At 71.9% G+C, this 22,704-nt stretch carries 20 protein-coding genes; 13 read left to right on the forward strand and 7 right to left on the reverse strand.

All coding sequences use genetic code 11. The annotated features are described in order from the left end of the window. Positions 1-18: 18 nt before the first annotated feature. On the reverse strand, positions 19-2,256 hold the full coding sequence (locus tag Gocc_RS12980) for an acetoacetate--CoA ligase (RefSeq protein ID WP_114797061.1): 2,238 nt from the start codon (positions 2,254-2,256) through the stop codon (positions 19-21). Between the two features lie 215 nt (positions 2,257-2,471). Here Gocc_RS12980 and Gocc_RS16325 point away from each other — a divergent pair, with 215 nt between their 5' ends. After that, positions 2,472-3,437 carry a lamin tail domain-containing protein gene (locus tag Gocc_RS16325; RefSeq protein WP_181813667.1) on the forward strand — a complete coding sequence of 322 codons (966 nt, stop codon included), beginning with the start codon at positions 2,472-2,474 and terminating at the stop codon, positions 3,435-3,437. A gap of 78 nt (positions 3,438-3,515) precedes the next feature. Here Gocc_RS16325 and rsgA read toward each other — a convergent pair whose 3' ends face one another. Beyond that, complete coding sequence (rsgA, locus tag Gocc_RS12990; protein ID WP_114796997.1) at positions 3,516-4,598, reverse strand: ribosome small subunit-dependent GTPase A; 1,083 nt, start codon at positions 4,596-4,598, stop codon at positions 3,516-3,518. Between the two features lie 205 nt (positions 4,599-4,803). After that, positions 4,804-5,976, reverse strand: coding sequence for a protoporphyrinogen/coproporphyrinogen oxidase (locus tag Gocc_RS12995; protein ID WP_114796998.1), 1,173 nt, complete (start codon positions 5,974-5,976; stop codon positions 4,804-4,806). 102 nt (positions 5,977-6,078) lie between these two features. On the opposite strand from Gocc_RS12995, the gene gntI reads away from it, so the two are divergent. The 3 genes from gntI to Gocc_RS13010 are packed head-to-tail and all read left to right on the forward strand — an operon-like array spanning position 6,079 to position 10,165. After that, positions 6,079-6,951 carry a guanitoxin biosynthesis pre-guanitoxin N-oxide kinase GntI gene (gene gntI, locus Gocc_RS13000; protein ID WP_114796999.1) on the forward strand — a complete coding sequence of 291 codons (873 nt, stop codon included), beginning with the start codon at positions 6,079-6,081 and terminating at the stop codon, positions 6,949-6,951. A 47-nt stretch (positions 6,952-6,998) separates the two neighbouring features. Then, a complete protein-coding gene (locus Gocc_RS13005) occupies positions 6,999-7,754 on the forward strand; it encodes a GntR family transcriptional regulator (RefSeq protein ID WP_114797000.1) in 756 nt (251 codons plus the stop codon). Continuing rightward, positions 7,751-10,165, forward strand: a complete 2,415-nt coding sequence (locus tag Gocc_RS13010) for a GcvT family protein (RefSeq protein WP_114797001.1) — start codon at positions 7,751-7,753, stop codon at positions 10,163-10,165. Before Gocc_RS13005 ends, Gocc_RS13010 begins: the two co-directional genes overlap by 4 nt. 6 nt (positions 10,166-10,171) lie before the next feature. On the opposite strand, the gene Gocc_RS13015 is transcribed toward Gocc_RS13010, so the two are convergent. Continuing rightward, positions 10,172-10,825: an NUDIX hydrolase gene (locus Gocc_RS13015; RefSeq protein WP_245904934.1), complete on the reverse strand. Its 654-nt coding sequence runs from the start codon at positions 10,823-10,825 to the stop codon at positions 10,172-10,174. A gap of 70 nt (positions 10,826-10,895) precedes the next feature. On the opposite strand from Gocc_RS13015, the gene Gocc_RS13020 reads away from it, so the two are divergent. Together Gocc_RS13020 and Gocc_RS13025 are read left to right on the forward strand one after the other, a co-directional pair. Next, a complete protein-coding gene (locus tag Gocc_RS13020; protein WP_114797003.1) occupies positions 10,896-11,939 on the forward strand; it encodes a BMP family lipoprotein in 1,044 nt (347 codons plus the stop codon). Between the two features lie 110 nt (positions 11,940-12,049). Beyond that, positions 12,050-12,454: a PPOX class F420-dependent oxidoreductase gene (locus tag Gocc_RS13025; protein ID WP_114797004.1), complete on the forward strand. Its 405-nt coding sequence runs from the start codon at positions 12,050-12,052 to the stop codon at positions 12,452-12,454. Positions 12,455-12,508: 54 nt separating this feature from the next. Here Gocc_RS13025 and Gocc_RS13030 read toward each other — a convergent pair whose 3' ends face one another. The 3 genes from Gocc_RS13030 to Gocc_RS13040 form a co-directional block, all read right to left on the reverse strand. Beyond that, positions 12,509-13,576 (reverse strand): WD40/YVTN/BNR-like repeat-containing protein, encoded by a 1,068-nt coding sequence (locus Gocc_RS13030; RefSeq protein ID WP_114797005.1) that lies wholly within the window; start codon positions 13,574-13,576, stop codon positions 12,509-12,511. After that, positions 13,573-13,836, reverse strand: coding sequence for a MoaD/ThiS family protein (locus Gocc_RS13035; RefSeq protein ID WP_114797006.1), 264 nt, complete (start codon positions 13,834-13,836; stop codon positions 13,573-13,575). The genes Gocc_RS13030 and Gocc_RS13035 overlap by 4 nt, the downstream gene beginning before the upstream one ends. A gap of 63 nt (positions 13,837-13,899) precedes the next feature. Further along, positions 13,900-15,117, reverse strand: a complete 1,218-nt coding sequence (locus Gocc_RS13040; RefSeq protein WP_114797007.1) for a saccharopine dehydrogenase family protein — start codon at positions 15,115-15,117, stop codon at positions 13,900-13,902. A gap of 98 nt (positions 15,118-15,215) precedes the next feature. Here Gocc_RS13040 and Gocc_RS13045 point away from each other — a divergent pair, with 98 nt between their 5' ends. From Gocc_RS13045 to Gocc_RS13075, 7 genes are all read left to right on the forward strand, one after another. Then, positions 15,216-16,661 carry a gamma-aminobutyraldehyde dehydrogenase gene (locus tag Gocc_RS13045; RefSeq protein WP_245904936.1) on the forward strand — a complete coding sequence of 482 codons (1,446 nt, stop codon included), beginning with the start codon at positions 15,216-15,218 and terminating at the stop codon, positions 16,659-16,661. An 85-nt stretch (positions 16,662-16,746) separates the two neighbouring features. Further along, on the forward strand, positions 16,747-17,286 hold the full coding sequence (locus tag Gocc_RS13050; protein WP_220150620.1) for an Lrp/AsnC family transcriptional regulator: 540 nt from the start codon (positions 16,747-16,749) through the stop codon (positions 17,284-17,286). A gap of 31 nt (positions 17,287-17,317) precedes the next feature. After that, positions 17,318-18,394 (forward strand): ABC transporter ATP-binding protein, encoded by a 1,077-nt coding sequence (locus Gocc_RS13055; RefSeq protein WP_114797008.1) that lies wholly within the window; start codon positions 17,318-17,320, stop codon positions 18,392-18,394. Then, positions 18,391-19,533, forward strand: a complete 1,143-nt coding sequence (locus tag Gocc_RS13060) for a polyamine ABC transporter substrate-binding protein (protein ID WP_114797009.1) — start codon at positions 18,391-18,393, stop codon at positions 19,531-19,533. The genes Gocc_RS13055 and Gocc_RS13060 overlap by 4 nt, the downstream gene beginning before the upstream one ends. Positions 19,534-19,585: 52 nt before the next feature. Then, a complete protein-coding gene (locus Gocc_RS13065) occupies positions 19,586-20,443 on the forward strand; it encodes an ABC transporter permease (protein ID WP_114797010.1) in 858 nt (285 codons plus the stop codon). Continuing rightward, the gene (locus tag Gocc_RS13070; protein WP_114797011.1) at positions 20,440-21,279 is read left to right on the forward strand and encodes an ABC transporter permease; all 840 of its coding nucleotides are present in this window, start codon (positions 20,440-20,442) and stop codon (positions 21,277-21,279) included. Before Gocc_RS13065 ends, Gocc_RS13070 begins: the two co-directional genes overlap by 4 nt. 3 nt (positions 21,280-21,282) lie before the next feature. Beyond that, entirely contained in the window at positions 21,283-22,671 is a 1,389-nt protein-coding gene (locus Gocc_RS13075; RefSeq protein WP_114797012.1) for an aspartate aminotransferase family protein, read from the forward strand. The last annotated feature ends 33 nt before the right edge of the window (positions 22,672-22,704 follow it).

The raw sequence follows: 22,704 nt of genomic DNA on the forward strand, positions 1-22,704 counted from the left end.
AGCTGGAGCGCGGGGAGGCTAGCCGGCGGCGTACCGCTCGAGCTCGGCCCGCAGGGCGTCGATCTCCGCGTGCAGCGCGCGCCGGCTGTCGGAGACCTCCCGCTCCTCGCCCTCGAGGCGCGCGAGACGCGACAGCGTCTGCTCGTCGCCGCCGCCGCTGCCGCGGAGGAAGTCGATGCGGTCGTGCAGCCTCCTGCGACGGGCCGACAGCGCCCGCTCCTCCGACTCGAGCGCCTCGACCCGCGCCCGGATCTCGGCGGAGCCAGGCTCGGTGAGACCGCTCGTCGCCGCCTGCCCGCCGGCGGCGGTCGAGCGGTCGCGCAGCCGGACGAAGTGGTCGAGCGCCGCAGGGTTGGCGAGCGAGTCGCGGCTCGCGACCTCGTTCGGCGCGGCGCCGGCGAGGATGCGCTTGACGGGCACCTCGAGCACCTTGCCCGACAGGGTGCGCGGCACCTCGTCGATGCGGTCGATCTCGTCGGGCACGTGGCGCGGCGAGCAGTCGTCCCGGATGCGGGCGCGGATCGCCGCGCGCAGCTCGTCGTCGAGCTCCCTTCCGGGCCTCAGCACGACGAAGAGGCGGATCAGCCCCTGCGTGCCGGGGCGGTCGACGTCGACGACGAGCGCGTCGACGACGTCCGCCAGCGCGAGCACGGCGCGGTAGATCTCGCTCGTGCCGATGCGCACCCCGCCGCGGTTGATCGTCGCGTCGGAGCGGCCGCTGATGATCGCGCTGCCGCGCGCGGTGATCTCGATCCAGTCGCCGTGGCGCCACACGCCCGGGTACATCTCGAAGTAGCTCTCGCGGTAGCGCCTGCCGTCGGGGTCGTTCCAGAAGAACAGCGGCATCGACGGCATCGGCTCCGTGATCACGAGCTCGCCCGTGCGGCCGACGTGCGCGCGGCCCTCGGCGTCCCACGCCTCCACCTTCGCTCCGAGCGCCCGTGCCTGCAGCTCGCCGCGGTAGACCGGCAGGGTCGGGACACCGCCGACGAACGCCGTGCAGACGTCGGTGCCGCCGGAGGTCGAGAACAGCCAGGTGTCGGCGCCGACGTGCTCGTAGACCCAGTCGAACCCCTCCGGTGCGAGCGGTGAGCCCGTCGAGCCGACGCTCGTGAGCGCCGACAGGTCGCGGCCGCGCGACGGCTCGACGCCCGCGCCCATGCAGGCCGCGACGTAGCCGGCGCTCGTGCCGAAGCAGCTGATGCCGGCAGCCTCGGCGAGGTCCCACAGCGTGCCGAGGTCGGGCGCCGCGGGGCTGCCGTCGTAGAGCACGATCGACGCGTCGGTGAGCAGCCCGCCGACGAGGAAGTTCCACATCATCCAGCCCGTCGTCGTGAACCAGAACAGGCGGTCGCCCGCGTGCAGGTCGACGTGCAGGTGCATCTTCTTCAACGACTCGAGCAGGATGCCGCCGTGGCCGTGCACGATCGCCTTCGGCAGGCCCGTCGTCCCCGAGCTGTAGAGCACCCACAGGGGATGGTCGAAGGGCACCTGCTCGAACGCGAGCGCGGCGCCGTGCGGCGCCGGCAGATCGCTCCACCTGACCGCGCCGGGAAGCCCGCCGCGATCGGCTGTGGGGTCGAGGTAGCCGAGCACGACGGTCGCCTGCAGCGAGGGGATCTGCGCCCGTAGCTGTGCGATCGTCTCGCGGCGGTCGAAGTCGCGCCCGCCGTAGCGGTACCCGTCCACGGCCAGCAGCACCTTCGGCTCGATCTGCGCGAAGCGGTCGATCACGCTGCGCGCGCCGAACTCGGGGGCGCAGCTCGACCAGACGGCCCCGATCGACGCGCAGGCGAGGAACGCGGAGACGGTCTCGGGGATGTTCGGCAGGTACGCGGCGACACGGTCGCCGCGCTCGACGCCGAGCGCCCGCAGCGCCGCCGCGAGACGCGCCGTCTCGGCGCGGAGCTCCGCCCACGTCACCTCGCCGAGCGGGCGCAGCTCGGAGGCGTGCCGGAGCGCCACGGCCGAGGGGTCGCGGTCGCGGAAGATGTGCTCCGCGTAGTTGAGGCGCGCGCCCGGGAACCACGTCGCTCCCGGCATCGCGCGCGATCCCAGTACGCGCGCGTACGGGCTCGACGCGCGCACGTCGAAGAACTCCCAGATCGAGCCCCAGAACCCCTCGAGGTCGTCCACCGACCACCTCCACAGCGCGTGGTAGTCGGGGAGCACGAGGCCGTGGCGCTGCTCGAGCCAGCGCGCATAGCGCGTGATCGTCGCGGCCTCGACGCGCTCCTCGCTCGGTTGCCACAGCAGCTTCGGCTCCACCGCACGCCCTCTCCCGTCGACGCTCCGTCCTCCTGATCATCGCCGACGGGCGCGGCGAGATGCGACGGAAGCGTGACGATCCTTCCACACCGGCGCATGGTTGAGCCGCGGGCGCCTCCACCGTCCAGAACGGCCACTTGGCGGAGAGCGCGCATGCCGGTACCCCTCTGCTTCCGAACCCCGAGACGAGGAGAGGAGCAGGCATGAGACGACAGACCAGAACCGCTCTCGCGGCGGGAGTCGTCGTCGCCCTGGGCGCGGCTGCGGCGATCGCCGCAGCCGCCGGCGACGCCTCCGGCACGATCGACGCCTGCCGCAACCTGCGGCACGGGCTCGTCCGCATCGTGGTCGATCCCGGCGCGTGCAGGCGCAACGAGGCGCACGTCGCCTGGAACACGGCCGGCCCGCGAGGCCCCGCGGGCCCGCAGGGGCCCGCGGGGCCGAAGGGCGACACCGGCCCCCGCGGAGAAGCGGGGCCGGCGGGCCCGCCCGGCCCGCCCGGCCCGCCCGGCCCGCAGGGCGAGCCCGGCCCGGGGCTCGGCGCTATCGGCGATCTCGCCGGCAGCGCCTGCACGACCTTCGACGGAGCCGCGGGCCACGTCGAGGTGGGCTCGACCGCGACGGATCTGATCACGCTTACGTGTGAGACGGGCGAGGCGCCGCCTCCGCCTCCCGGCGCGGCCCGGCTCGTGCTCAACGAGGTCGACTACGACCAGGTGGGAGCAGACGGCGGCGGCTTCGTCGAGATCGCCAACATCGGCGGCGGCGCGGCGACGCTCGACGGGATCGCGGTCGTGTTCGTCAACGGCGGCGACTCGACGGAGTACGCCCGCAAGGCGCTCTCCGGCGCGCTGGCGCCGGGCGCGTACCTGAAGCTCGACGTCGACCCGCAGAACGGCGCGCCCGACGGCATCGCTCTCGTCGACACCGGATCCGGCACGCTGCTGGACGCGCTCTCGTACGAGGGAGCGATCAGGGCCGCGACGATCGGCGCGCAGACGTTCGACCTCGTGGAGGGCACGATGCTCCCGGCCGACGTCGCCGACTCGAACAGCGTGGACGGCTCGCTCGCGCGACTTCCCGACGGGTCGGACAGCGACGACGCCGCAACCGACTGGTCGTTCACGACGACGGCGACGCCCGGGACGGCCAACGTGAAGACGCCGTAGGAGAGACGGCGCGAGCGGGGAGGGAGCGGGGCGAGAGCCTGCGAGCCTCTCGCACGCCGATTCGGGTGTGAGAGGCTCTCACTCCCTCCGCCCCTTGAGCCGCATGTTCGCCCGCGCTTCCTGCCCGAGCGCCTTCCACTGCCTGCGCGCCTCGGCGGCGGCGCGCCTGTCGAGCTTGCGCTCGAGGTGGGCGATCTCGCCCAGCAGCTTGACGTAGCTCTCCCAGCGCTCGGCCGCGAGCGTTCCGTCCGCGATCGCCGCGCGCACCGCGCAGCCGGGCTCGCGGTCGTGCGCGCAGTCGGAGAAGCGGCAGCGTGAGAACAGCTCCGTGACGTCCTCGAACGCCTCGTCGATGCCGTCGTCGGCGATCCACAGCTGCAGCTCGCGGATGCCGGGCGTATCGATCACGAGCCCTCCGCCGGGCAGCTCCACGAGCTCCCGGCGCGTCGTCGTATGACGGCCCTTGCCGTCCCCGCGGATCTCCTGCGTGGCGAGCAGCTCCGCGCCCGCGAGCGTGTTCACGAGCGTCGACTTGCCGACGCCGGAGGAGCCGAGCAGCACCGCCGTCCGGCCCGGCCCGAGGTGCGCGCGGATGCTCTCCAGCCCCTCGCCCGTGACGCTCGAGATCGCGTGCACCGGCACGCCGTAGGCGATCACTCCGACCTCCGCGAGCGCGGCTTCGGGAACAGGGTGCAGGTCGCTCTTGGTGAGCACGATCACCGGCTGCGCGCCGCTCTCCCAGGCGAGCGTCAGGTAGCGCTCCAGCCGGCGCAGGTTGAGGTCCTCGTTCAGCGACGTGACGAGGAAGGCGACGTCGACGTTCGCGGCGAGCACCTGCTCCTCGGCCGCCTGCCACGCGGTCTTGCGCGAGAACGTCGTCCGGCGCGGCAGCACGCGGGTGATCGTGCCGGTCTTCTCCGCCGGCCGGGGCGCGACGACGACCCAGTCGCCGACGGCGGGCAGGTCGGCAGTCGCCTCCGCCTCGTGGACGAGCCGGCGTGGCACGTCGCAGCGCAGCTCGCCGAGCTCGGTGAGCACGTCGTAGGCGCCTCTGTGCTGGATCGAGACCCGGCCGGGAACGACGTCGTCGCCGGCGTAGGGCTCGTACAGGCTGCTCAGCCGGTCGTCCCAGCCGAGCGTTGCAAGTTCGGGCAAGCGAATCTCCCTTTCGTCCTCGGGTACATGAAAGCGGCGCGCGCGACGGCGCGCCAGCCCGCGAGGCCCGTCGGGAGCGAAGAGGGGGTGCTGCTAGCCGACCGGACGCGCGGCGCGCGCTGCGGAGGAAGCGGTGATGTCTGCCATCGGGACGGCCTCCTTCGTCGGGGAGAACACGAGTATGCCCGAAGCGCGGGCGAGCGGGGGTGGCTCACGCGAGGTCGGCGAGCACCGCTTCGGCGGCGCGCCGTCCGGATGCGAGGGCGCCGTTCAGCGACGGGTGCTCGCGATGGTCGCCGCACGCATACAGGCGGGCGGTGAGCCGCGGCGGCTGCTCGAGCGACGCGCCGAGCGGGTACGCGGGGAGCGCGTGCGGGAGCGCGTAGCTGCGCAGGTGCCGCCAGCCGCCGGCGGCGCGGCCGAACCAGCCGGCGAGCTGCGCGCGGATCGCCTCCAGGTCGGGCTCGCCGCCGCCGAGCACGCTCACGGAGACGAGCGCCCGCCCGGGAGGCGCGTAGGCGGGGCTGACCTCGCTCGGCACGCACAGGTTGTTGACCGGGCCGCCCTCGCCGTTGAGCACGAGCCACGGCCCGCGCAGCGGCGCGCGAGGCGCGTCGAAGTAGACGCAGGTGACGCCGTTCCAGCCGTGCGCCGGCTCGTCGACGAGTCCCGCCGTGGCGACGACGACCGCCCGCGCCCGCAGCTGCTCACCCGACTGCAGCGAGACGGCCCGCGGGCCGACGGTCGTGACGGCCGCACCCGTCCGCACGTCGAGCCCCTCGGCGAGCTGGGCGGAGACCGCGCCGATGCCCGCCGCGGGGAGTGCCGCGGGGCCGGCGGAGAAGGTGGCGAGCACGAAGTCGAGGAACCTGCTCGAGGTCGAGAGCCGCGGCTCGAGGAAGATGCCGCGCAGGAAGGGCGCGAAGAACGTCTCGACGGCAGCGCGTGACGTACCGGCCCGGCGCAGCGCCTCCGCGGCGGTGGTCTCGCCGCCGGCGCCGCGCAGGAGCCGCAACACGGCGGCGCCGTCGCGCACGCCCATCACCCCGCCGGCGAGCATGCGCAGCCCGCGCAGCGGCGACTCGCGGGGGTCGGCCACGCGCCGGAAGCGCCCGCCGGCGCGGACGATCGCGCCGCGCGCGAAGCGGCGCAGGTCGAGCCGGTCGAGGTCGAGGGCGCGCCTCGCCTCGGGGTATGCGAGCGGGAGCACCTGGAAGCCGTGGTCGAGCAGGAAACCGTCGACCGCGTCGGTGCGGACGCGCCCGCCCGGCTCGGCCTCGCGCTCGAGCACGATCGTGCGCAGGCCCCGGGCTGCGAGGATCCGCGCACACGAGAGGCCCGCGACCCCGGCTCCGACGACGATGACGGTGTGCTCGTCGCTCACGAGCCCGAGCGTACAGCGGCGGGCGCCGGGCGCCGGCTCGAGGCCGGCGGGCAGGACGTGCTCTCCGGCCGCGGCGCCGCGCGGACATGAGAAGATCGCCTCGTGGACGTCGACGCGATCATCAACCGGGTCTGGCCCGGCCGGGAGGCGCGTGTCGAGATCCTCGGCGGCGGCATCACGAACCACAACATCAAGGTCACGCTCGACGAGGGGGCGTTCGTGCTGCGCATCGCCGGCAAGGATACGGAGCTCCTCGGCATCGACCGCTCCGTCGAGCACGAGGCGTCGCTCGCGGCCGCCGCCGTCGGGGTGGGCCCCGAGGTGGTCGCCTTCGTCGAGCCGGAGGGATGCCTCGTGACACGGTTCATCGAGGGGACGCTCGTTCCCGTCGAGCGCATGCGCGAGCCGGCGTCGATCAGGCGCGTGGCGCAGGCCCTGCGGGCGGTGCACGCCGGGCCGCCGCTCCCGGGGCGCTTCATCTCGTTCCGGGTCGTCGAGGACTACCGGACGACGGCGTTCGCGCACGGCGTCGACGTGCCGCCCGCCTACGCATGGGCGCGGCAGGTGGCCCGCCGCATCGAGCGCGCCCGCGGGGCCTTCCCGGAGCGTCCGTGCCACAACGACCTGCTCAACGCGAACTTCATCGACGACGGCTGCCGCATCCGCATCGTCGACTGGGAGTACGCGGGCATGGGCGACGTCTTCTTCGACCTGGCGAACTTCTCCATCAACCACGACCTCGACCGCGACGGGCGGCAGGAGCTGCTCGCGGCCTACTTCGGGTCGGTGCGTGCCGCCGACGCGCGCGCGCTCGAGCTGATGCGCTTCATGTCGGACTTCCGCGAGGCGATGTGGGGCGTGGTGCAGGCCGGGGTCTCGGAGATCGACTTCGACTTCGCCGCGTATGCGGAGGAGCACTTCGAGCGGCTGCAGGCTATAGCCGCCGAGCCGGCCTTCGTCGCTGCACTGGGCTGAGCCTAACGGTCTAGACAATTCATGGCCGCGCGAGTAGGCTGCTCTCCGTGGCGGCTCTTCTCGACCTCTCGATCGACCGGGCGCGCGGCCCTGCCCATGCGCAGATCGTCGCCGCGCTGACGGCCGCGGTCGCGTCGGGCGAGCTCGCCGCCGGCACCCGCCTGCCTCCCGAGCGCACGCTCGCCGGCATCCTCGGCGTGAGCAGGATGACGGTGCGGCAGGCGCTCGGGACGCTCGAGCGGGACGGCATCGTGCGGCGGGTCGTCGGCCGTGCCGGCGGCACGTTCGTGCAGGAGCCGAAGGTCGAGCGTCATCCCGCGCGCATCGCGGGCCTGTCGGCCGAGCTGCGCCGGCAGGGCCTCGCGGCCGCCGCGCGCGTCGTGTCCGCCGGCGTCCGGCCGGCGCGCCCCCGCAGCGCGGCGGCGCTCGGCCTTCCCGCCGGCGCGCCCGCTCTCGTGATCGCCCGCGTCCGGCTCGCGAGCGGCACCCCGCTCGCCAGCGAGCGCTCGACGCTGCCGGCGCGGTTGTTCCCCGGGCTGGAGCGGCTCCCGCTCGACGGATCGCTCTACGATCTCATGGGCGAGCGCTACGGGCGCCGACCCGTACGGGCGCGGGAGCGGCTGGAGACCGTCGCCGCCCGCCCCGTCGACGCCGAGGAGCTCGGCGTCGCCGTGGGTGCGCCGCTGTTGCTCGTGGAGCGGGTCGCGTACGCGGCCGACGGGACGCCGGTGGAGTTCGCGCGTGACCGCTTCCGCGGGGATCGCACGCGCATCGTGATCGAATCGACGGAGGTGGACGAGTGAGGCAGCGCGCGCGTGCGGTCGTGATCGGAGGCGGGGTCGGCGGATGCTCGATCCTGTACTGGCTGGCCCGGCTCGGATGGGACGACGTCGTCCTCGTCGAGCGCGCCGACCTGACGAGCGGCTCCACCTTCCATTCGGCCGGCCTCGTCGGCCAGCTTCGCAGCTCGCTCGCGCTCACGCGGATGATGGTCAACTCGGTCGACCTCTACCGCTCCCTCGAGGCCGAGGTCGGGCTCGAGACAGGCTGGCACGAGGTGGGCTCCCTGCGGCTCGCCTCGTCGCCCGAGCGCATGGAGGAGATCGCGCGCCAGTCGGGGTGGGCGAAGACGTTCGGGTTCCCGCTCGAGCTGATCTCGCCGCAGGAGGCGCAGGAGCTGTTCCCTCCCATGTCCACCGACGGCGTGCTCGGCGCCGCCTACCTCCCGACGGACGGCTACATCGATCCCAGCCAGCTCACCTTCGCGCTCGCCGAAGGCGCGCGCCGTCGCGGCGCCGAGATCAACACGAACACCCGCGTCACGGGCGTGAACGTCGAGCGCGGCCGGGTGACCGGGATCGTCACCGACAGGGGCGAGATCGAGACGGACATCGTCGTCAACGCGGGCGGCATGTACGCGCGCGAGATCGGCGCGCTCGCGGGCGTGAACGTCCCGATCATCCCGATGGCGCACGAGTACCTCGTGCTGAAGCCGTGCGGCCTGCCGACGGACATGCCGACGATGCGCGACCCGTCGCTGCTCGTCTACTACCGGCCCGAGTCGGGCGGGTTGATCATGGGCGGCTACGAGCGCCATTGCGCTCCGTGGTCGCTCGACGGCATCCCTGCGGACTTCAACGGCAAGCTGCTCGACGAGGACTGGCCGCGCTTCGAGGAGCTGATGGAGAACGCGATCGTGCGCGTCCCCTCGCTCGCGGAGATGGAGGTCGTCAAGCTCATCAACGGGCCGGAGGCGTTCACCCCCGACGGGGAGTTCATCCTCGGGCCGTCGGACGTTCGCGGGTTCTGGGTGGCGGCCGGCTTCTGCGCCCACGGTCTCGCGGGCGCGGGCGGCATGGGCCAGCTCGTGGCGGAGTGGATCGTGGGCGGCACGCCGTCGCTCGACGTCTGGCACATGGACTCGCGCCGCTTCGGCGCCGCGTATCGCTCGCGCGAGTACACGCTCGCGCGCACCGCCGAGATCTACGAGACCTACTACGACGTCAAGTACCCCGGGCACGAGCGGCAGGCCGGGAGGCCGCTGCGCGTGTCGCCGGCCTACGCGCGCCTGACCGAGCTCGGCGCCGCGTTCGGCGAGAAGTCCGGCTGGGAGCGGGCGAACTGGTTCGAGCCGAACGCCGTCCGGGGCGACGAGACGCTGCGTCCGCGCGGCTGGGCCGGCAAGCTGTGGTCGCCGGCGATCGGCGCCGAGCACACGGCATGCCGCGACGCGGCCGCGCTGTTCGACGAGTCCTCGTTCGCGAAGATCGAGGTCTCCGGCCCAGGCGCGGCGGCCTTCCTCGAGCGCCTCTGCGCCAACCGGGTCGCCCGCGACGTGGGCGCGCTGACGTACACGCAGATGTTGAACCCGAAGGGCGGAATCGAGTGCGACTTCACGGTCACGCGGCTCGCCGAGGAGCGGTTCCGCATCGTCACCGGCACCGCGTTCGGGCAGCACGACATCGCCTGGATCCGGGAGCACGCCCCGGACGACGGCTCCGTCCACGTCGCCGACGTCACCTCCGCTCTCGCCTGCTACGGGCTGTGGGGCCCGCGCGCGCGCGACATCCTGCAGCCGCTCACGGTGAGCGACCTCTCGAACGAGGCGTTCCCGTACATGCGCGCGCGGGAGCTCTCGATCGGCGCCGTGCCGTGCCTCGCCCTGCGCGTCACCTACGTCGGCGAGCTCGGCTGGGAGCTGTACTGCCCGGCGGAGTTCGGCCTCCGGCTGTGGGACACGTTGTGGGAGGCCGGCAGCGGGCACGGCCTCGTCGCCGCCGGCTACAAGGCGATCGACTCGCTGCGGCTCGAGAAGGGATACCGCGTCTGGGGGGCCGACATCACGCCCGACGAGACGCCGTACGAGGCGGGCCTCGGGTTCGCGGTCAAGCTCGACAAGGGCGACTTCGTCGGCCGCGAGGCGCTGGCCGAGCGCGCCGAGCCCGAGCGCCGCCTGTGCTGTCTCACCCTCTCCGACCCGCGCTCGGTCGCGCTCGGCTCCGAGCCGGTGCGGGTGGGGGAGCGGCTCGTCGGCCGCGTCACGAGCGGGGGGTACGGCTACACGGTCGGCTCGTCGATCGCGTACGCCTACCTGCCCGTCGCGGACGCGGCGGCCGGCACGCAGGTCGCCGTCGAGATCTTCGGCGAGTGGGTCGAGGGCGTGGTGGCGGCGGAGCCGCTCTTCGACCCGGCCGGCGAGCGCGTGCGCGCGTAGCGCTCCCTATCCCGGCGGGCGCAGGGCGGCGAACGGGTCGGTGATCTCGAGCCGGCGCCGTCGAAACCGGAACTCGTCTGCCGGCCGGCCGCCCGCGCGCCCGGGGCTGCGCCGCCCGCCGGTCTGCTCGAGCACGCCTCGGCGCAGCAGCACGCGCTTGAGGTTGGTGGCCGAGACGTCGTACCCGAGCGCCGCGACGTAGATCTCGCGCAGCTCGGCGAGCGTGAACGTCCCCGGCGCGAGCGCGAAGCCGGCGTTCGAGTACGACAGCTTCGCGCGCAGCCGCTCGCACGCCGCGAGCACGATGGCGCCGTGATCGAAGGCGGTGGGGGGGAGGGCGCCGACGGGGTGCCAGCGCGTGTCGTCGGGCACGTCCGGGTCGACGCCGAGAGGGACGAGCCCCAGGTAGGCGGTTGCGATCTCCCACCCGACGGGGTTGCGGCCGGGGTCGCCATAGGTCGCCACCTGCTCGAGGTGCGCGACCTCGCGCACGTCGACCTTCGTCGTCAGGTGGCGCAGGATCGACGCCTCGAGCGTCTCGCCGGGCGCGAGCACGCCGCCGGGCAGCGCCCACGCACCGGCGTACGGATCGCGCGCGCGCTGCCACAGCAGCACCTGCAGCGACGCGTCCCGAACCTGCAACACGACCGCGAGGGTCACCTGTGTCGGTCTGGTAGACTGCCCCTCAAGTTTTTGACTCATAGGCTAAAACTAGCGAAAGGCGCGCCCGATGACAATGCGGACGATTCGCATCACCGCCGTTCTCGCCGTCGCGGCGGCGCTCGCACTGCTGGCCGCCGGTTGCGGCGGCGGCGGCACGTCCGCGCCCGACGCGCAGACGGCGCCCGCGCCCTCGGCGCTGAAGGTCGGGCTGATCACCGACCTCGGCCAGCTCAACGACAACGGCTTCAACGAGCTCGCCTTCAAGGGCCTCGAGCGCGCGGAGCGCGAGCTCGGCGTGCGCGGACGGGTGATCGAGTCCACGTCGGCGGCCGACTACGTGCCGAACATGTCGACGCTCGCGCGGCAGGGCTACGACCTCGTCGTCGGCGTCGGCTTCGCGCAGGGCGCCGCGATCGCGACCGCGGCGACGAAGTTCCCGAACGTGAAGTTCGCCATCGTCGACGTCGACCAGGCATCCCTGAAGGGCGCCCCTGCCAACGTGCGCGGCCTGCTGTTCCGGGAGGAGCAGGTCGGCTATCTCGTCGGCTACCTCGCCGCGCTCGCCGCCAGGCGGGAGAGCGCCGACACGATCAGCGCCGTCGGCGGCTTCAAGGAGCCCCCCGTCGATCGCTTCATCGCCGGCTACCGTGCCGGAGCCGAGGCCGCGGTGCCGGGCACGAAGGTGCGATGGGACTACTCCCAGGACTGGGACGACCAGGCCAAGTGCAAGGAGATCGCGCTCAACCAGATCGCGGCCGGCTCGAAGGTCGTCTTCCAGGTCGCCGGAGGATGCGGGCTCGGCGCGCTGTCGGCGGCCAGGGATCGCAAGGTGTGGGGCATCGGCGTCGACGCCGACCAGTCGTTCCTCGGCCCGCATGTGCTCACGAGCGCCCTCAAGGGCGTCGACGCGGCCGTCTTCCTGACGATCAAGGCCGTGCAGGACGGCACCTTCAGCGGCGGCAGCAACGCCGTCTTCGGCCTCGACCAGGAGGGGGTCGGACTCGGCAGGCCGAGCCCCGAGGCGGCCAGGGCCGATCTCGACGCCGTCCGCGCGGTGGAGCGGAAGATCGCCGCCGGCGAGATCACGGGCATCCCGACGACCGTCGGGTGAGGTTCGCGCAGGCGACCCCGCAGCCGGCACGCAGCTCACGGGAAGAAGACAGCGCCGTCCGTCGTTCCAGCGAAGGACCAGCACGACAAGCCCTACGGGAGGAGACCCCAGTGGCACGGCTCTCGCACGCTCAGACCGCATTCCTGCAGGACAACGCCTTCGTCGGCGTGGCGACCACGCTGCGCGCCGACGGCTCGCCGCACTCGACCGTCGTCTGGGTCGACGCCGACGGCGACAGCGTCAGCTTCAACACGGCGCGCGGGAGGGCGAAGGAGAGGAACATCCTGCGCGACCCGCGGCTCTCTCTCGTGGTCGTCGACCCGCAGAACGCGTACCGCTGGCTTGCCGTGACGGGCACCGCAGAGCTCGTCGACGAGGGCGCCGACGCCCACATCGACAAGCTTGCGAAGAAGTACCTCGGCGCGGACAGCTACCCGTTCCGCACCCCGGAGGAGGTGCGCGTCATCGTCCGCATCAGGCCCGCCAGGGTCGACAGCATGGGCCTCGAGGAGTAGGAGGGCGGAGGAGGCCGCGTCGCTGGTCGACGAGGGCGCCCGACCCGGATCCCGCTAGCGGGCCGTCCGTACCGAGTAGACCGGCGGGAGGTGCTCCGCGACCGGGAACCAGGACGCACCCGCGTCGGCCGAGCCGAACACGTCGCCGGACGTCGAGCCGAAGTAGAGCTCGAGCGTGGGGCCGGCGCCCGCGCAGTCGAACGCCTCGCGGAGCACGGTCAGGTAGGCGTTCTCCTGCGGCAGCCCTTCCGTGCGGGCGCGCCAGCTGCCGCCGCCGTCACGCGTCTCGTATACGGCCACCCTGCCGCCCGGCGTGACACGGTCGCCGGCGCCGTCGAGCGGGATCACGTAGGCGGAATCCGGGTCGGCCGGGTCGACGACGATCGGGAAGCCGAAGTCGGAGCCGAGCCCGTCGCCGACGTCGAGCCACGTCTCACCCGCGTCGTCGGAGCGGTAGATCCCGCCGTGGAACTGCATGAAGAGCCGCTCGGGCCGTGCCGGCGATCGGCGCACGTGGTGCACGCAGTGCTGGATCGGGGTGTCCCGCGCCTCCTCCGGCAGGTACTCGGGGACGATGCCGGTGTTCGAGTGCCGCCACGTCGTTCCCGCGTCGTCGGAGAGCCAGACGCCGACCGCCGACACCGCGACCATCAGCCTGCTCGCGTCGCCGGGCCACGGCACGATCGTGTGCAGGCAGAGCCCGCCGCCGCCCGGCGTCCAGTCGGGCCGGGTCGGATGGTCCCAGAGGCCGCGGTTCAGCCGCCAGGTCGAGCCGCCGTCGCGGCTCTCGAACAGGGCGCCGGGGTCGCCGCCGCAGTAGAGGAGGCCGTCCTGCTCTCCCGCGGCGATCACCCAGATGCGCGCGAGCGCCTGCTCCTCGCCCTCGGGCAGCGCGAGGCCCTCCGCCTGCTCCCACTCGCCGGCCGGGTCGTCCGCGAACCAGATCCGGGGGCCGTAGAACCACGAGCTGACGGACGCGAGGTAGCGGCCCGTGCGCTGGTCCCGCATCGCATACTCGACCGACTCGCCGGCGAAGGCCCGTGCCGTGACCTCGAACGGGCCCGTGCCGTCGCCGTCGAGCGCGAAGAGGCCTTTGCGCGTCCCGACGAGCAGCTGTGTCACGAGGCTCCTCCCGTGATCGACGGGAGGACGTGGATGCGATCCGACGGCGCGACGGTCGCCTCCTCCTGCGCACGTTGACCGTTGACGTAGACGTTCACGTGCAGGCGGATACGCCGCGTCTCGTCGAGCATCCAGCCGGCCACGGCAGGATGGGCACGCTCGAGCTCTTCGAGCACCTCGAGCACCGTCGCGCCGGCCAGCTCGTGCTCGCTGCCGCCGGCGAGCTCGGAGAGCGGGGCGCGCAGCCTCACGTGTGCCATGCCCCGATCCTCGCAGGTTCCCGCCCCCCACGGAAGGGCCGGGCGCGTCCGCGCGCGGCGCGCTCAGGCGTCGGGATCGAGCTCGAGCATGCCGTGCGGCGCGCCGAGCGCGGCGAGCTTGTCGAGGAAGGGCTTGGGCGGGAACGCCTCGGGCCCGAGCACGCCGGCTCCCGCCCATGCGCCCTCGGCGAGCAGCTCGAGCGCCGCGACCGGGTTGATCGCCGTCTGCCACACGACCGCCTGCGAGCCGTACTCCCGCATCGTCGTCTCGTTGTCGGCGACGTGGTAGAGGTAGACCTTCCGCGGCGCCCCGTCCTTCCCGCGGCCCGTCACGAGCGTCCCGGCGCAGGTCTTGCCGGTCATGCGGTCGCCGAGCGTCGCCGGGTCCGGCAGGGCGGCGGCGACGACGTCGCGGGGGGCGACGGCGACGCCCTTCACGTCGATCTTCGCCGTCGCGTCGAGGCCGAGCTTGTGGAGGGTCTTCAGGACGTCGATGAACTCGTCGCCGAGGCCGTACTTGAACGTCACCCGCCTGCAGTCGATGAAGCGCGGCACGAGCAGCACCTCCTCGTGCTCGACGTTCACGCACTCGACGGGACCGATGCCCTCGGGGAAGTCGAACACCTCGGGCTCCGAGAACGGCTCCGTCGTGAACCAGCCGCGCCCCTTCTCCCAGATCACCGGCGGATTGAGGCACTCCTCGATCGTCGTCCAGATCGAGAACGTCGGCGCGAAGTCGTAGCCCTCGACCTCGAGGTTCGCCCCGTCGCGGACGCCGATCTCGTCGATCTCCGAGAAGAGCTCGTCGGCGGCGTAGCGCGCGAAGACGTCGGCGGCGCCCGGCTCGACGCCGATGCCGACGAGGGCGAGCAGCCTCGCGTCCCGCCACGCCGCGTCTCGCTCGAACTGGTAGTCGCCGAGCTTGACGCCCGTCTTCTCGTACGGGCGCTCCGGGTGCGGCTCGGACAGCGTCATCGCCATGTCGAGGTAGGCGACCCGCGCCTCGAGGCAGGCGTCGAAGACGGGGACATCGAAGACCGGGTCGACCGCGTTGAGGACGTGGTCGGCTCCGGTCTCGCGGATCAGCGCGACGACGGCGTCCTTGCTCGAGGCGTCGATCCGGTGCGCGGAGAAGCGCCCGTCGTCGAGGCCGGCGACGAGCGCGCGGGCACGCTCGGCGTCGTAGTCGGCGAGCGCGCAGTGCGCGAAGAACGCGCGGCGCTGGGCGATGCGCGCGAACGCGGAGCCGACGCCACCCGTCCCGACGACGAGGATCCTCATGTGGGGGTTCTACCTGATCGCACGGTCAGGACCGCTCCGTGAGCCCGAGCCGCCGCTGCTAGGCTCGCGCCGAATTCCCACCCCGGAGGATGAGAGCCATGGGCGTTTCCGTGATGCGGCGCAAGATGTTCATCGGCGGCGAGTTCGTCGACTCGGTGTCCGGCGAGACGATGGAAATCCTGAATCCGGCCACGGGCGAGGTCATCGCCGAGGTGCCGAGGGGGACGGCGGAGGACGTCGACCGCGCGGTCGCCGCCGCCGAGAAGGCGTGGGAGACGTGGCGGGAGAGGACGCCGAAGGACCGCATGGAGCTGCTGCTGCGGCTGGCGAACGTGATCGAGGAGAACGCGGACGAGCTGGCCCGGCTCGAGTCCCTCAACGTCGGCAAGCCGTGGTGGGTCGCGCGCGACGAGCCTCCGCTGATGGTCGACAACCTCCGCTTCTTCGCCGGCGCGGCCCGCAATCTCGAAGGCAAGGCCGCCGCCGAGTACGTCGAGGGCTACACGTCCATGGTGCGCCGCGAGCCGCTCGGCATCGTCGCAGGCATCGCGCCGTGGAACTACCCGCTGTTCATGGTGATGTGGAAGCTGGGGCCGGCGCTCGCCGCCGGCAACGTCCAGATCGTCAAGCCGGCCGAGCAGACGCCGCTGACGACGCTGCGCTTCGTCGAGCTCGCCCAGGAGGTGCTGCCGCCGGGCGTGCTGCAGGTCGTCACCGGGGACGGCGTCCCCGTGGGCGACCGGCTCGTGCGGCACCCGTCGATCCGCCTCGTCTCGCTGACGGGGGACACGGCGACGGGGAAGCTGATCGCGAAGAACGCCGCCGACACGGTCAAGCGCGTGCACCTCGAGCTCGGCGGCAAGGCGCCGATGGTCGTGCTCGACGACGCCGACCCGGCCGCCGTCGCCGAGGCGATCAAGATCGGCGGCTACTTCAACTCCGGCCAGGACTGCACGGCGTCGTCGCGCATCCTCGTCAGCGAGCGCATCTACGACGACGTCGTCGGCGCCGCCGTCGCCGCGATCGAGTCGATGAGCGTCGGCGACCCGGCGACGGACGACGAGATCGGGATGGGGCCGGTGATCTCGGCCGAGCAGCAGCAGCGCGTGCTCGGCTTCATCGAGCGCGCCGCCGATGCGAGGGCGACCGTGCTCACGGGGGGCTCGACGCCGGGCGACCGCGGCTTCTTCGTCTCGCCGACGCTGATCGCGGACGTCGCGCAGGACAGCGAGATCGTCCAGAACGAGGTGTTCGGGCCGGTCGTCACCGTTCAGCGCTTCGGCTCCGACGAGGAGGCGATCCGGATGGCGAACGACGTGCGCTACGGCCTCGCGTCGTCGGTCTTCTCCGAGAACGTCGGTCGCGCGATGAAGGTCGCCGCCAGGCTCGACTTCGGGTGCGTGTGGATCAACGAGCACCTGTTCCCGCTCACCTCGGAGATGCCGCACGGCGGCTTCAAGGAATCCGGGTACGGCAAGGACATGTCCATGTACTCGATGGAGGAGTACACGCGCATCAAGCACGTCTGCGTGAAGCTGGCCTGACCGCGGCACGCGCGCCCTCGCATCGTCGGCAACCGCCGCCTCTGCATTGACGCGTTGCGCGATTGATGGTAGGAAACACCTCGCATTGCGCAGCAACCGCCTCACCGAGCCCGTGCCCGCACCGCCCGCGCGCGGCCCCGTGCGGCGACCGCGCCGCATCGACGCCGTCGACAAGGGCATCATCGAGGCGCTGCAGCGCAACGGGCGCGAGCCGTTTCGCCGCATCGCCGCCGGGCTCGGCGTCTCCGAGGCGACGATCCGCGCCCGCTACGCGCGGCTGTGCGAGGACAACATCCTGCAGGTCACCGGCGTCACCAACCCGCTCGGTCTCGGCTTCGAGGCGCAGGCGATGGTCGGCATCCGCACGGCGGGGCCGCCGGAGCGCGTCGCCGACGAGGTCGCCCGCTGGGACGAGGCCGACTACGTCGTCGTCACCGCCGGGCAGTTCGACATCCTCGTCGAGCTCGTCTGCGCCGACCGGCGGGCGCTTCTCGACGTGACGAACCGGATCCGGTCGCTCGACGACGTCGTCACGACCGAGAGCTTCCTCTACCTCGAGCTGTGGAAGCAGCTCTACGACTGGGGGGCGCGCCTGCACGAGCCCCCTGCCCAGGAGGTGTCGTGAACGACGTGACAGCACGCGGCGGGAGACGCCGGTGACGGCGGCGGCTCCGAGCGACGTCCGCCTCGAGCGGGTCGTCAAGCGCTTCGACGAGACGGTCGCCGTCGACGGCATCTCGCTCGAGATCCCGCACGGCTCCTTCTTCGCCATGCTCGGCCCGTCGGGCTGCGGCAAGACGACGACGCTGCGCATGATCGGCGGCTTCGAGGAGCCCACGGAAGGCGCGATCTTCCTCGGCGACAGCGACGTCGTCGGCCTGCCGCCGTACAGGCGCGACGTCAACACGGTGTTCCAGAGCTATGCCCTGTTCCCCCACATGACCGTGTTCGACAACGTCGCCTTCGGCCTCGAGCGCAGGGGCGTGGACAGGGCCGAGCGCAGGCGTCGCGTGCTCGAGATGCTCGAGCTCGTCGACCTCGCCGGCCGCGAGAGCCGCAAGCCGAAGCAGCTCTCCGGCGGCCAGCAGCAGCGCGTCGCCCTCGCGCGCGCGCTCGTCAACAGCCCGCGCGTGCTGCTGCTCGACGAGCCGCTCGGCGCCCTCGACCTGAAGCTGCGCAAGCAGATGCAGCTCGAGCTGAAGCGGATCCAGAGCGACGTCGGCATCACGTTCGTCCACGTCACGCACGACCAGGAGGAGGCGATGACGATGGCGGACACGATCGCGGTCATGAACCTCGGGCGCATCGAGCAGCTCGGCAGCCCGGCGGATCTCTACGAGCGGCCGCGCACCGCGTTCGTCGCCAACTTCCTCGGCACGTCCAACCTCCTGCGCGGGCGGGTGGAGGGGCCGGGCGCGGTCAGGCTCGAGGACGGGACGCTGATCGCCGTCGACACCGCGGGCACGAGCGGCAGCGTGGCCGTCGGCGTCCGCCCCGAGAAGGTGCGCATCGGGGAGGGGAGCGCCAACACGCTGTCCGGCACGATCCGCGAGAGCGCCTACATCGGGGTCGCCACGCAGATCGTCGTCGCCACGCGGGCGGGCGACATCTCCGTCTTCCACCAGAACAGCGAGACGGGTGGTCTCGTGCCGGCTCCGGGCGCGGAGGTCACCGTGAGCTGGAGCCCGGAGTCGAGTTTCGTCGTCGATCGAGGAGAGGGGATATCCGAATGACAGCCCGAATCACGCGCAGGCAACTCGTCCAGCGTGGCGCCGCCGGCGTCACGCTCCTGTCGCTCCCCGGCCTGCTCGCCGCCTGCGGCGGCGGTGGGGGCGGTGGCGGCGGCCAGCTCAACGACGTGCTGCGGTTCTCGAACTGGCCGCTCTACATCGACGTCGACGAGAAGACGAAGAAGCATCCGACGCTCGACGCGTTCACGAAGGAGACCGGCATCAAGGTCGACTACTTCGAGGACATCAACGACAACGCGACCTACTTCGCCAAGATCCAGGGCCCGCTCGGCCAGGGGCGCGGCATCGACCGCGACCTCATCGTGATGACCGACAGCTCGCGGTTCCCGGCGCTGCTCATCAAGAAGGGGTGGCTCGAGAAGCTCGACAGGGACAGGATCCCGAACATCGGGAACCTCGTCGACGCGCAGGCGAGCCCGCCCTTCGACCCCGACCGCTCCTATTCGCTGCCGTGGCAGTCGGGAATGACGGGGATCGCCTGGAACGAGGACGTCACCGGCCCCGTCACCTCGGTCGACCAGCTCTTCAACGACCCGAAGCTGAAGGGCAAGGTGACGGTGCTCTCCGAGTTCGCCGACAGCATCGGGCTCACGATGCTGTCGAACGGCGACGACCCGTCCAAGGTCACGGAGGAGAGCTTCGCGCGCGCGCTGGCGACGATCCAGAAGGCCGTCGACAGCGGGCAGATCCGCCAGTTCACCGGCAACGACTACGCGCAGCCGCTCACGAAGGGCGACATCGCGGCCGCCGTCGCCTGGTCGGGCGACGTCGTCCAGCTGCTCGCCGACAACCCCAAGCTGAAGTGGGCGATCCCGGAGAAGGGCGGCATGATCTGGACCGACAACATGCTGATCCCGCAGGGCGGCAGCGCGCCCACGGCGTCGACGTACATGAACTTCGTCTACGACCCGAAGATCGCCGCCCGGATCGCCGCCTACGTCAACTACGTCACCCCCGTCAAGGGCGCGCGCGAGGAGCTTGCCAAGACCGACCCGGAGACGGCGAAGAACGCGCTCATCTTCCCGACCGACGACATGCTCTCGCAGGTTCATCAGTTCGACGCGGAAGCGCTCCAGAACGACGACTACCAGGCCCGCTGGCAGAAGGTGCTCGGCGCCTGAGCGACCGCGAGCGCCGGGAGGCCCGCGAGCCTCCCGGCGCAAGCTTCCACCCATGACCGTCTTCCACCGCTATCGCTGGCTCGCCCCGACGCTCCTGCTGCTGCCGGGTCTCGCCTGGCTCGCGGTGTTCTTCCTCGTCCCGCTCGGCTTCCTCGGCTACCAGTCGCTGCAGTCGGGCTCGTTCCTCAACGGGTACTCGTTCAGCTGGGCGTTCTCGAACTACGGCGACGCCGTCGGCACGTACGGCCCCCAGTTCGCGCGCTCGTTCCTCTACGCGGGCATCGCGACCGTGCTGTGCCTGGCGATCGCCTACCCGCTCGTCTACTGGATCGCGTTCCGCGGTGGACGCTGGAAGAACCTCTTCCTCGTCTTCATCGTCGCCCCGTTCTTCGTCTCGTACCTCGTGCGCACGCTCGCGTGGCTGAACATCCTCGCCGACGAGGGGCCGGTCGTGCGCGTCCTGCGCGACGTGCACATACTCGGACCCGACGGGCGGCTGCTCGCCACGGCCGTCGCCGTCGTCGCCGGCATCACCTACAACTTCCTGCCGTTCATGGCGCTGCCGCTCTACGTCTCGCTCGAGCAGATCGACCCGCGCCTGCTCGAGGCGGCCGAGGATCTCTACGCGAGCAAGCGTGCGGCGTTCGTGCGCGTGACGCTGCCGCTGTCGGCGCCGGGCATCGTGGCGGGCACGCTGCTCACGTTCATCCCCGCCGCCGGCGACTTCATCAACGCGCAGCTCCTCGGCACGCCGAACCAGAAGATGATCGGGAACGTGATCCAGTCGCAGTACCTCGAGCAGATCGACTACCCGTCCGCGGCAGCGCTGTCGTTCATCCTGATGGCGCTGATCCTCGTCGCGCTCGCCCTGTATGCGAAGGTCGTCGGCACGGAGAAGCTGACCGGATGAAGTGGCTGCGCCGCCACCTGCTGACCGGGTACGCGATGCTCGCCTTCGCGTACCTGCTGCTGCCGATCGCGGTCGTGATCCTCTTCTCCCTCAACTCTCCCCGGGGACGCTTCAACTACGTCTGGCAGGGCTTCACGCTCGACAACTGGGTGCACTGGGACGCCGTTCCGGGACTGCGCGACGCGATCGTCACCTCGCTCGAGATCGGGCTCATCTCGACGCTCGTCGCGACGGCACTCGGAACGCTGATCGCGCTCGCGCTCGTGCGCCACGACTTCCGCGGCCGCGGGGCGACGAACGTCGTCATCTTCCTGCCGATGTCGACGCCCGAGATCGTGCTGGGCGCGTCGCTGCTGACGCTGTTCATCAACCTCCAGGTCGCGCTCGGCTTCGCCACCATCTTCATCGCCCACGTCATGTTCATCGTCAGCTACGTCGTCGTCACCGTGAAGGCGCGGCTGATCGGCTTCGACCGCCACCTCGAGGAAGCCGCGATGGACCTCGGCGCCGACGAATGGGTGACGTTCCGCAAGGTGACGCTGCCGCTGCTCGCGCCCGCGATCCTCAGCGCCGCGCTGCTCGGGTTCGCGCTCTCGATCGACGACTTCGTCATCACGTACTTCAACGCCGGCTCGACCACGACCTTCCCGCTGCTCATCTGGGGCGCCGCGCGCGTCTCCGTGCCCCCGCAGATCAACGTCGTCGCGAGCGCCATCTTCCTCGTCGCGGTCGCCGTCATGATCGGCAACGTCATCCTCGAGAACAGGCGCTCGCGCCGGGGGCAGGAGCCGGTCCTGACCGTCGTCCCCGCGACACGCGCCGCATCGGAGCGCTGAGCCGTGCCCACGCCCGCCCGCGACCTGCAGCAGCTCGCCAGGGACCACCTGTGGATGCACTTCACCCGCATGGGCGGGTATGCGGCCGCCGACGTGCCGATCATCGTCCGCGGCGACGGCTGCTACCTCGAGGACGCGAACGGCAAGCGCTACCTCGACGCGCTTGCCGGCCTCTTCTCCGTCAACATCGGCTACGGCTACGGCGAGGAGATCGGCCGCGCTGCGCTCGAGCAGATGCGCGAGCTGCCGTTCTACACGAACTGGTCGTACGCGCACCCGAAGGCGATCGAGCTGGCCGCCGAGGTCGCCTCGCTCGCGCCCGGCGACCTCAATCGCGTGTTCTTCGTCTCCGGGGGCTCCGAGGCGGTCGAATCGGCCTGGAAGCTCGCCCGGCAGTACTACGCCGCCCGCGGCGAGAAGCGGCCGCCGAGCTCCCGCCGCTACAAGGCGATCGCCCGCCACATCGCCTACCACGGCACGACGATGGGAGCGCTCTCGATCAACGGCATCCCGGCGCTGCGCACGCCGTTCGAGCCGCTCGTGCCCGAGGTGCGCCATGTCCGCAACACGAACCGCTATCACCGGCCCGCCGGCGAGAGCGAGGCGGAGTTCACGCAGCTCCTGCTCGACGACCTCGAGCAGGCGATCGTCTCGATGGGGCCGGAGACGGTCTGCCTCGTGCACATGGAGCCGGTCCAGAACGCGGGCGGCTGCCTCACCCCGCCCGCCGGCTACTGGCAGGGCGTGCGCGCCGTCTGCGACAGGTACGACATCCTGCTCTCGGCCGACGAGGTGATCACCGGCTTCGGCCGCCTCGGCGCATGGTTCGGCTCGGAGCGCTACGACATCCGGCCCGACATCATCACGTCGGCCAAGGGTCTCTCGTCCTCGTACGGCCCGATCGGCGCCGTGATCGCCACGGATCGCGTCATGGAGCCGTTCCTCGACTCCACGTCGATGTACGCGCACGGCGTCACCTTCGGCGGCCACCCCGTCATGTGCGCGATCGCGCTCAAGAACATCGAGATCATGAAGCGCGAGCGCATCGTCGAGCATGTGCGCGATACGCAGGACGTGTTCCGCGCCAAGCTCGAGACGCTGCTCGACCTCGACATCGTCGGCGACGTGCGCGGCACGGGCTTCTTCTACGCGCTCGAGCTCGTGAAGGACAAGGAGAAGCGGGAGACCTTCGACGACGACGAGTGCGAGTCGCTGCTGCGCGGGTTCCTCTCCAACGCCCTCTTCGACGCCGGGCTGATCTGCCGCCAGGACGACCGCGGCGACCCGGTCGTCCAGATCTCCCCGCCGCTCGTCGCGGGGGAGCGGGAGATGGACGAGATCGTCGGCATCCTCGGCGAGGTGCTCGCCGAGGCGTCGCGCCTCATGCGGTAGGCGGCGTCGCCGCGCCTCCGAGGCGTCCGCTGC

It is taken from the genome of Gaiella occulta, from assembly GCF_003351045.1.
GTDB classification, from domain to species: domain Bacteria; phylum Actinomycetota; class Thermoleophilia; order Gaiellales; family Gaiellaceae; genus Gaiella; species Gaiella occulta.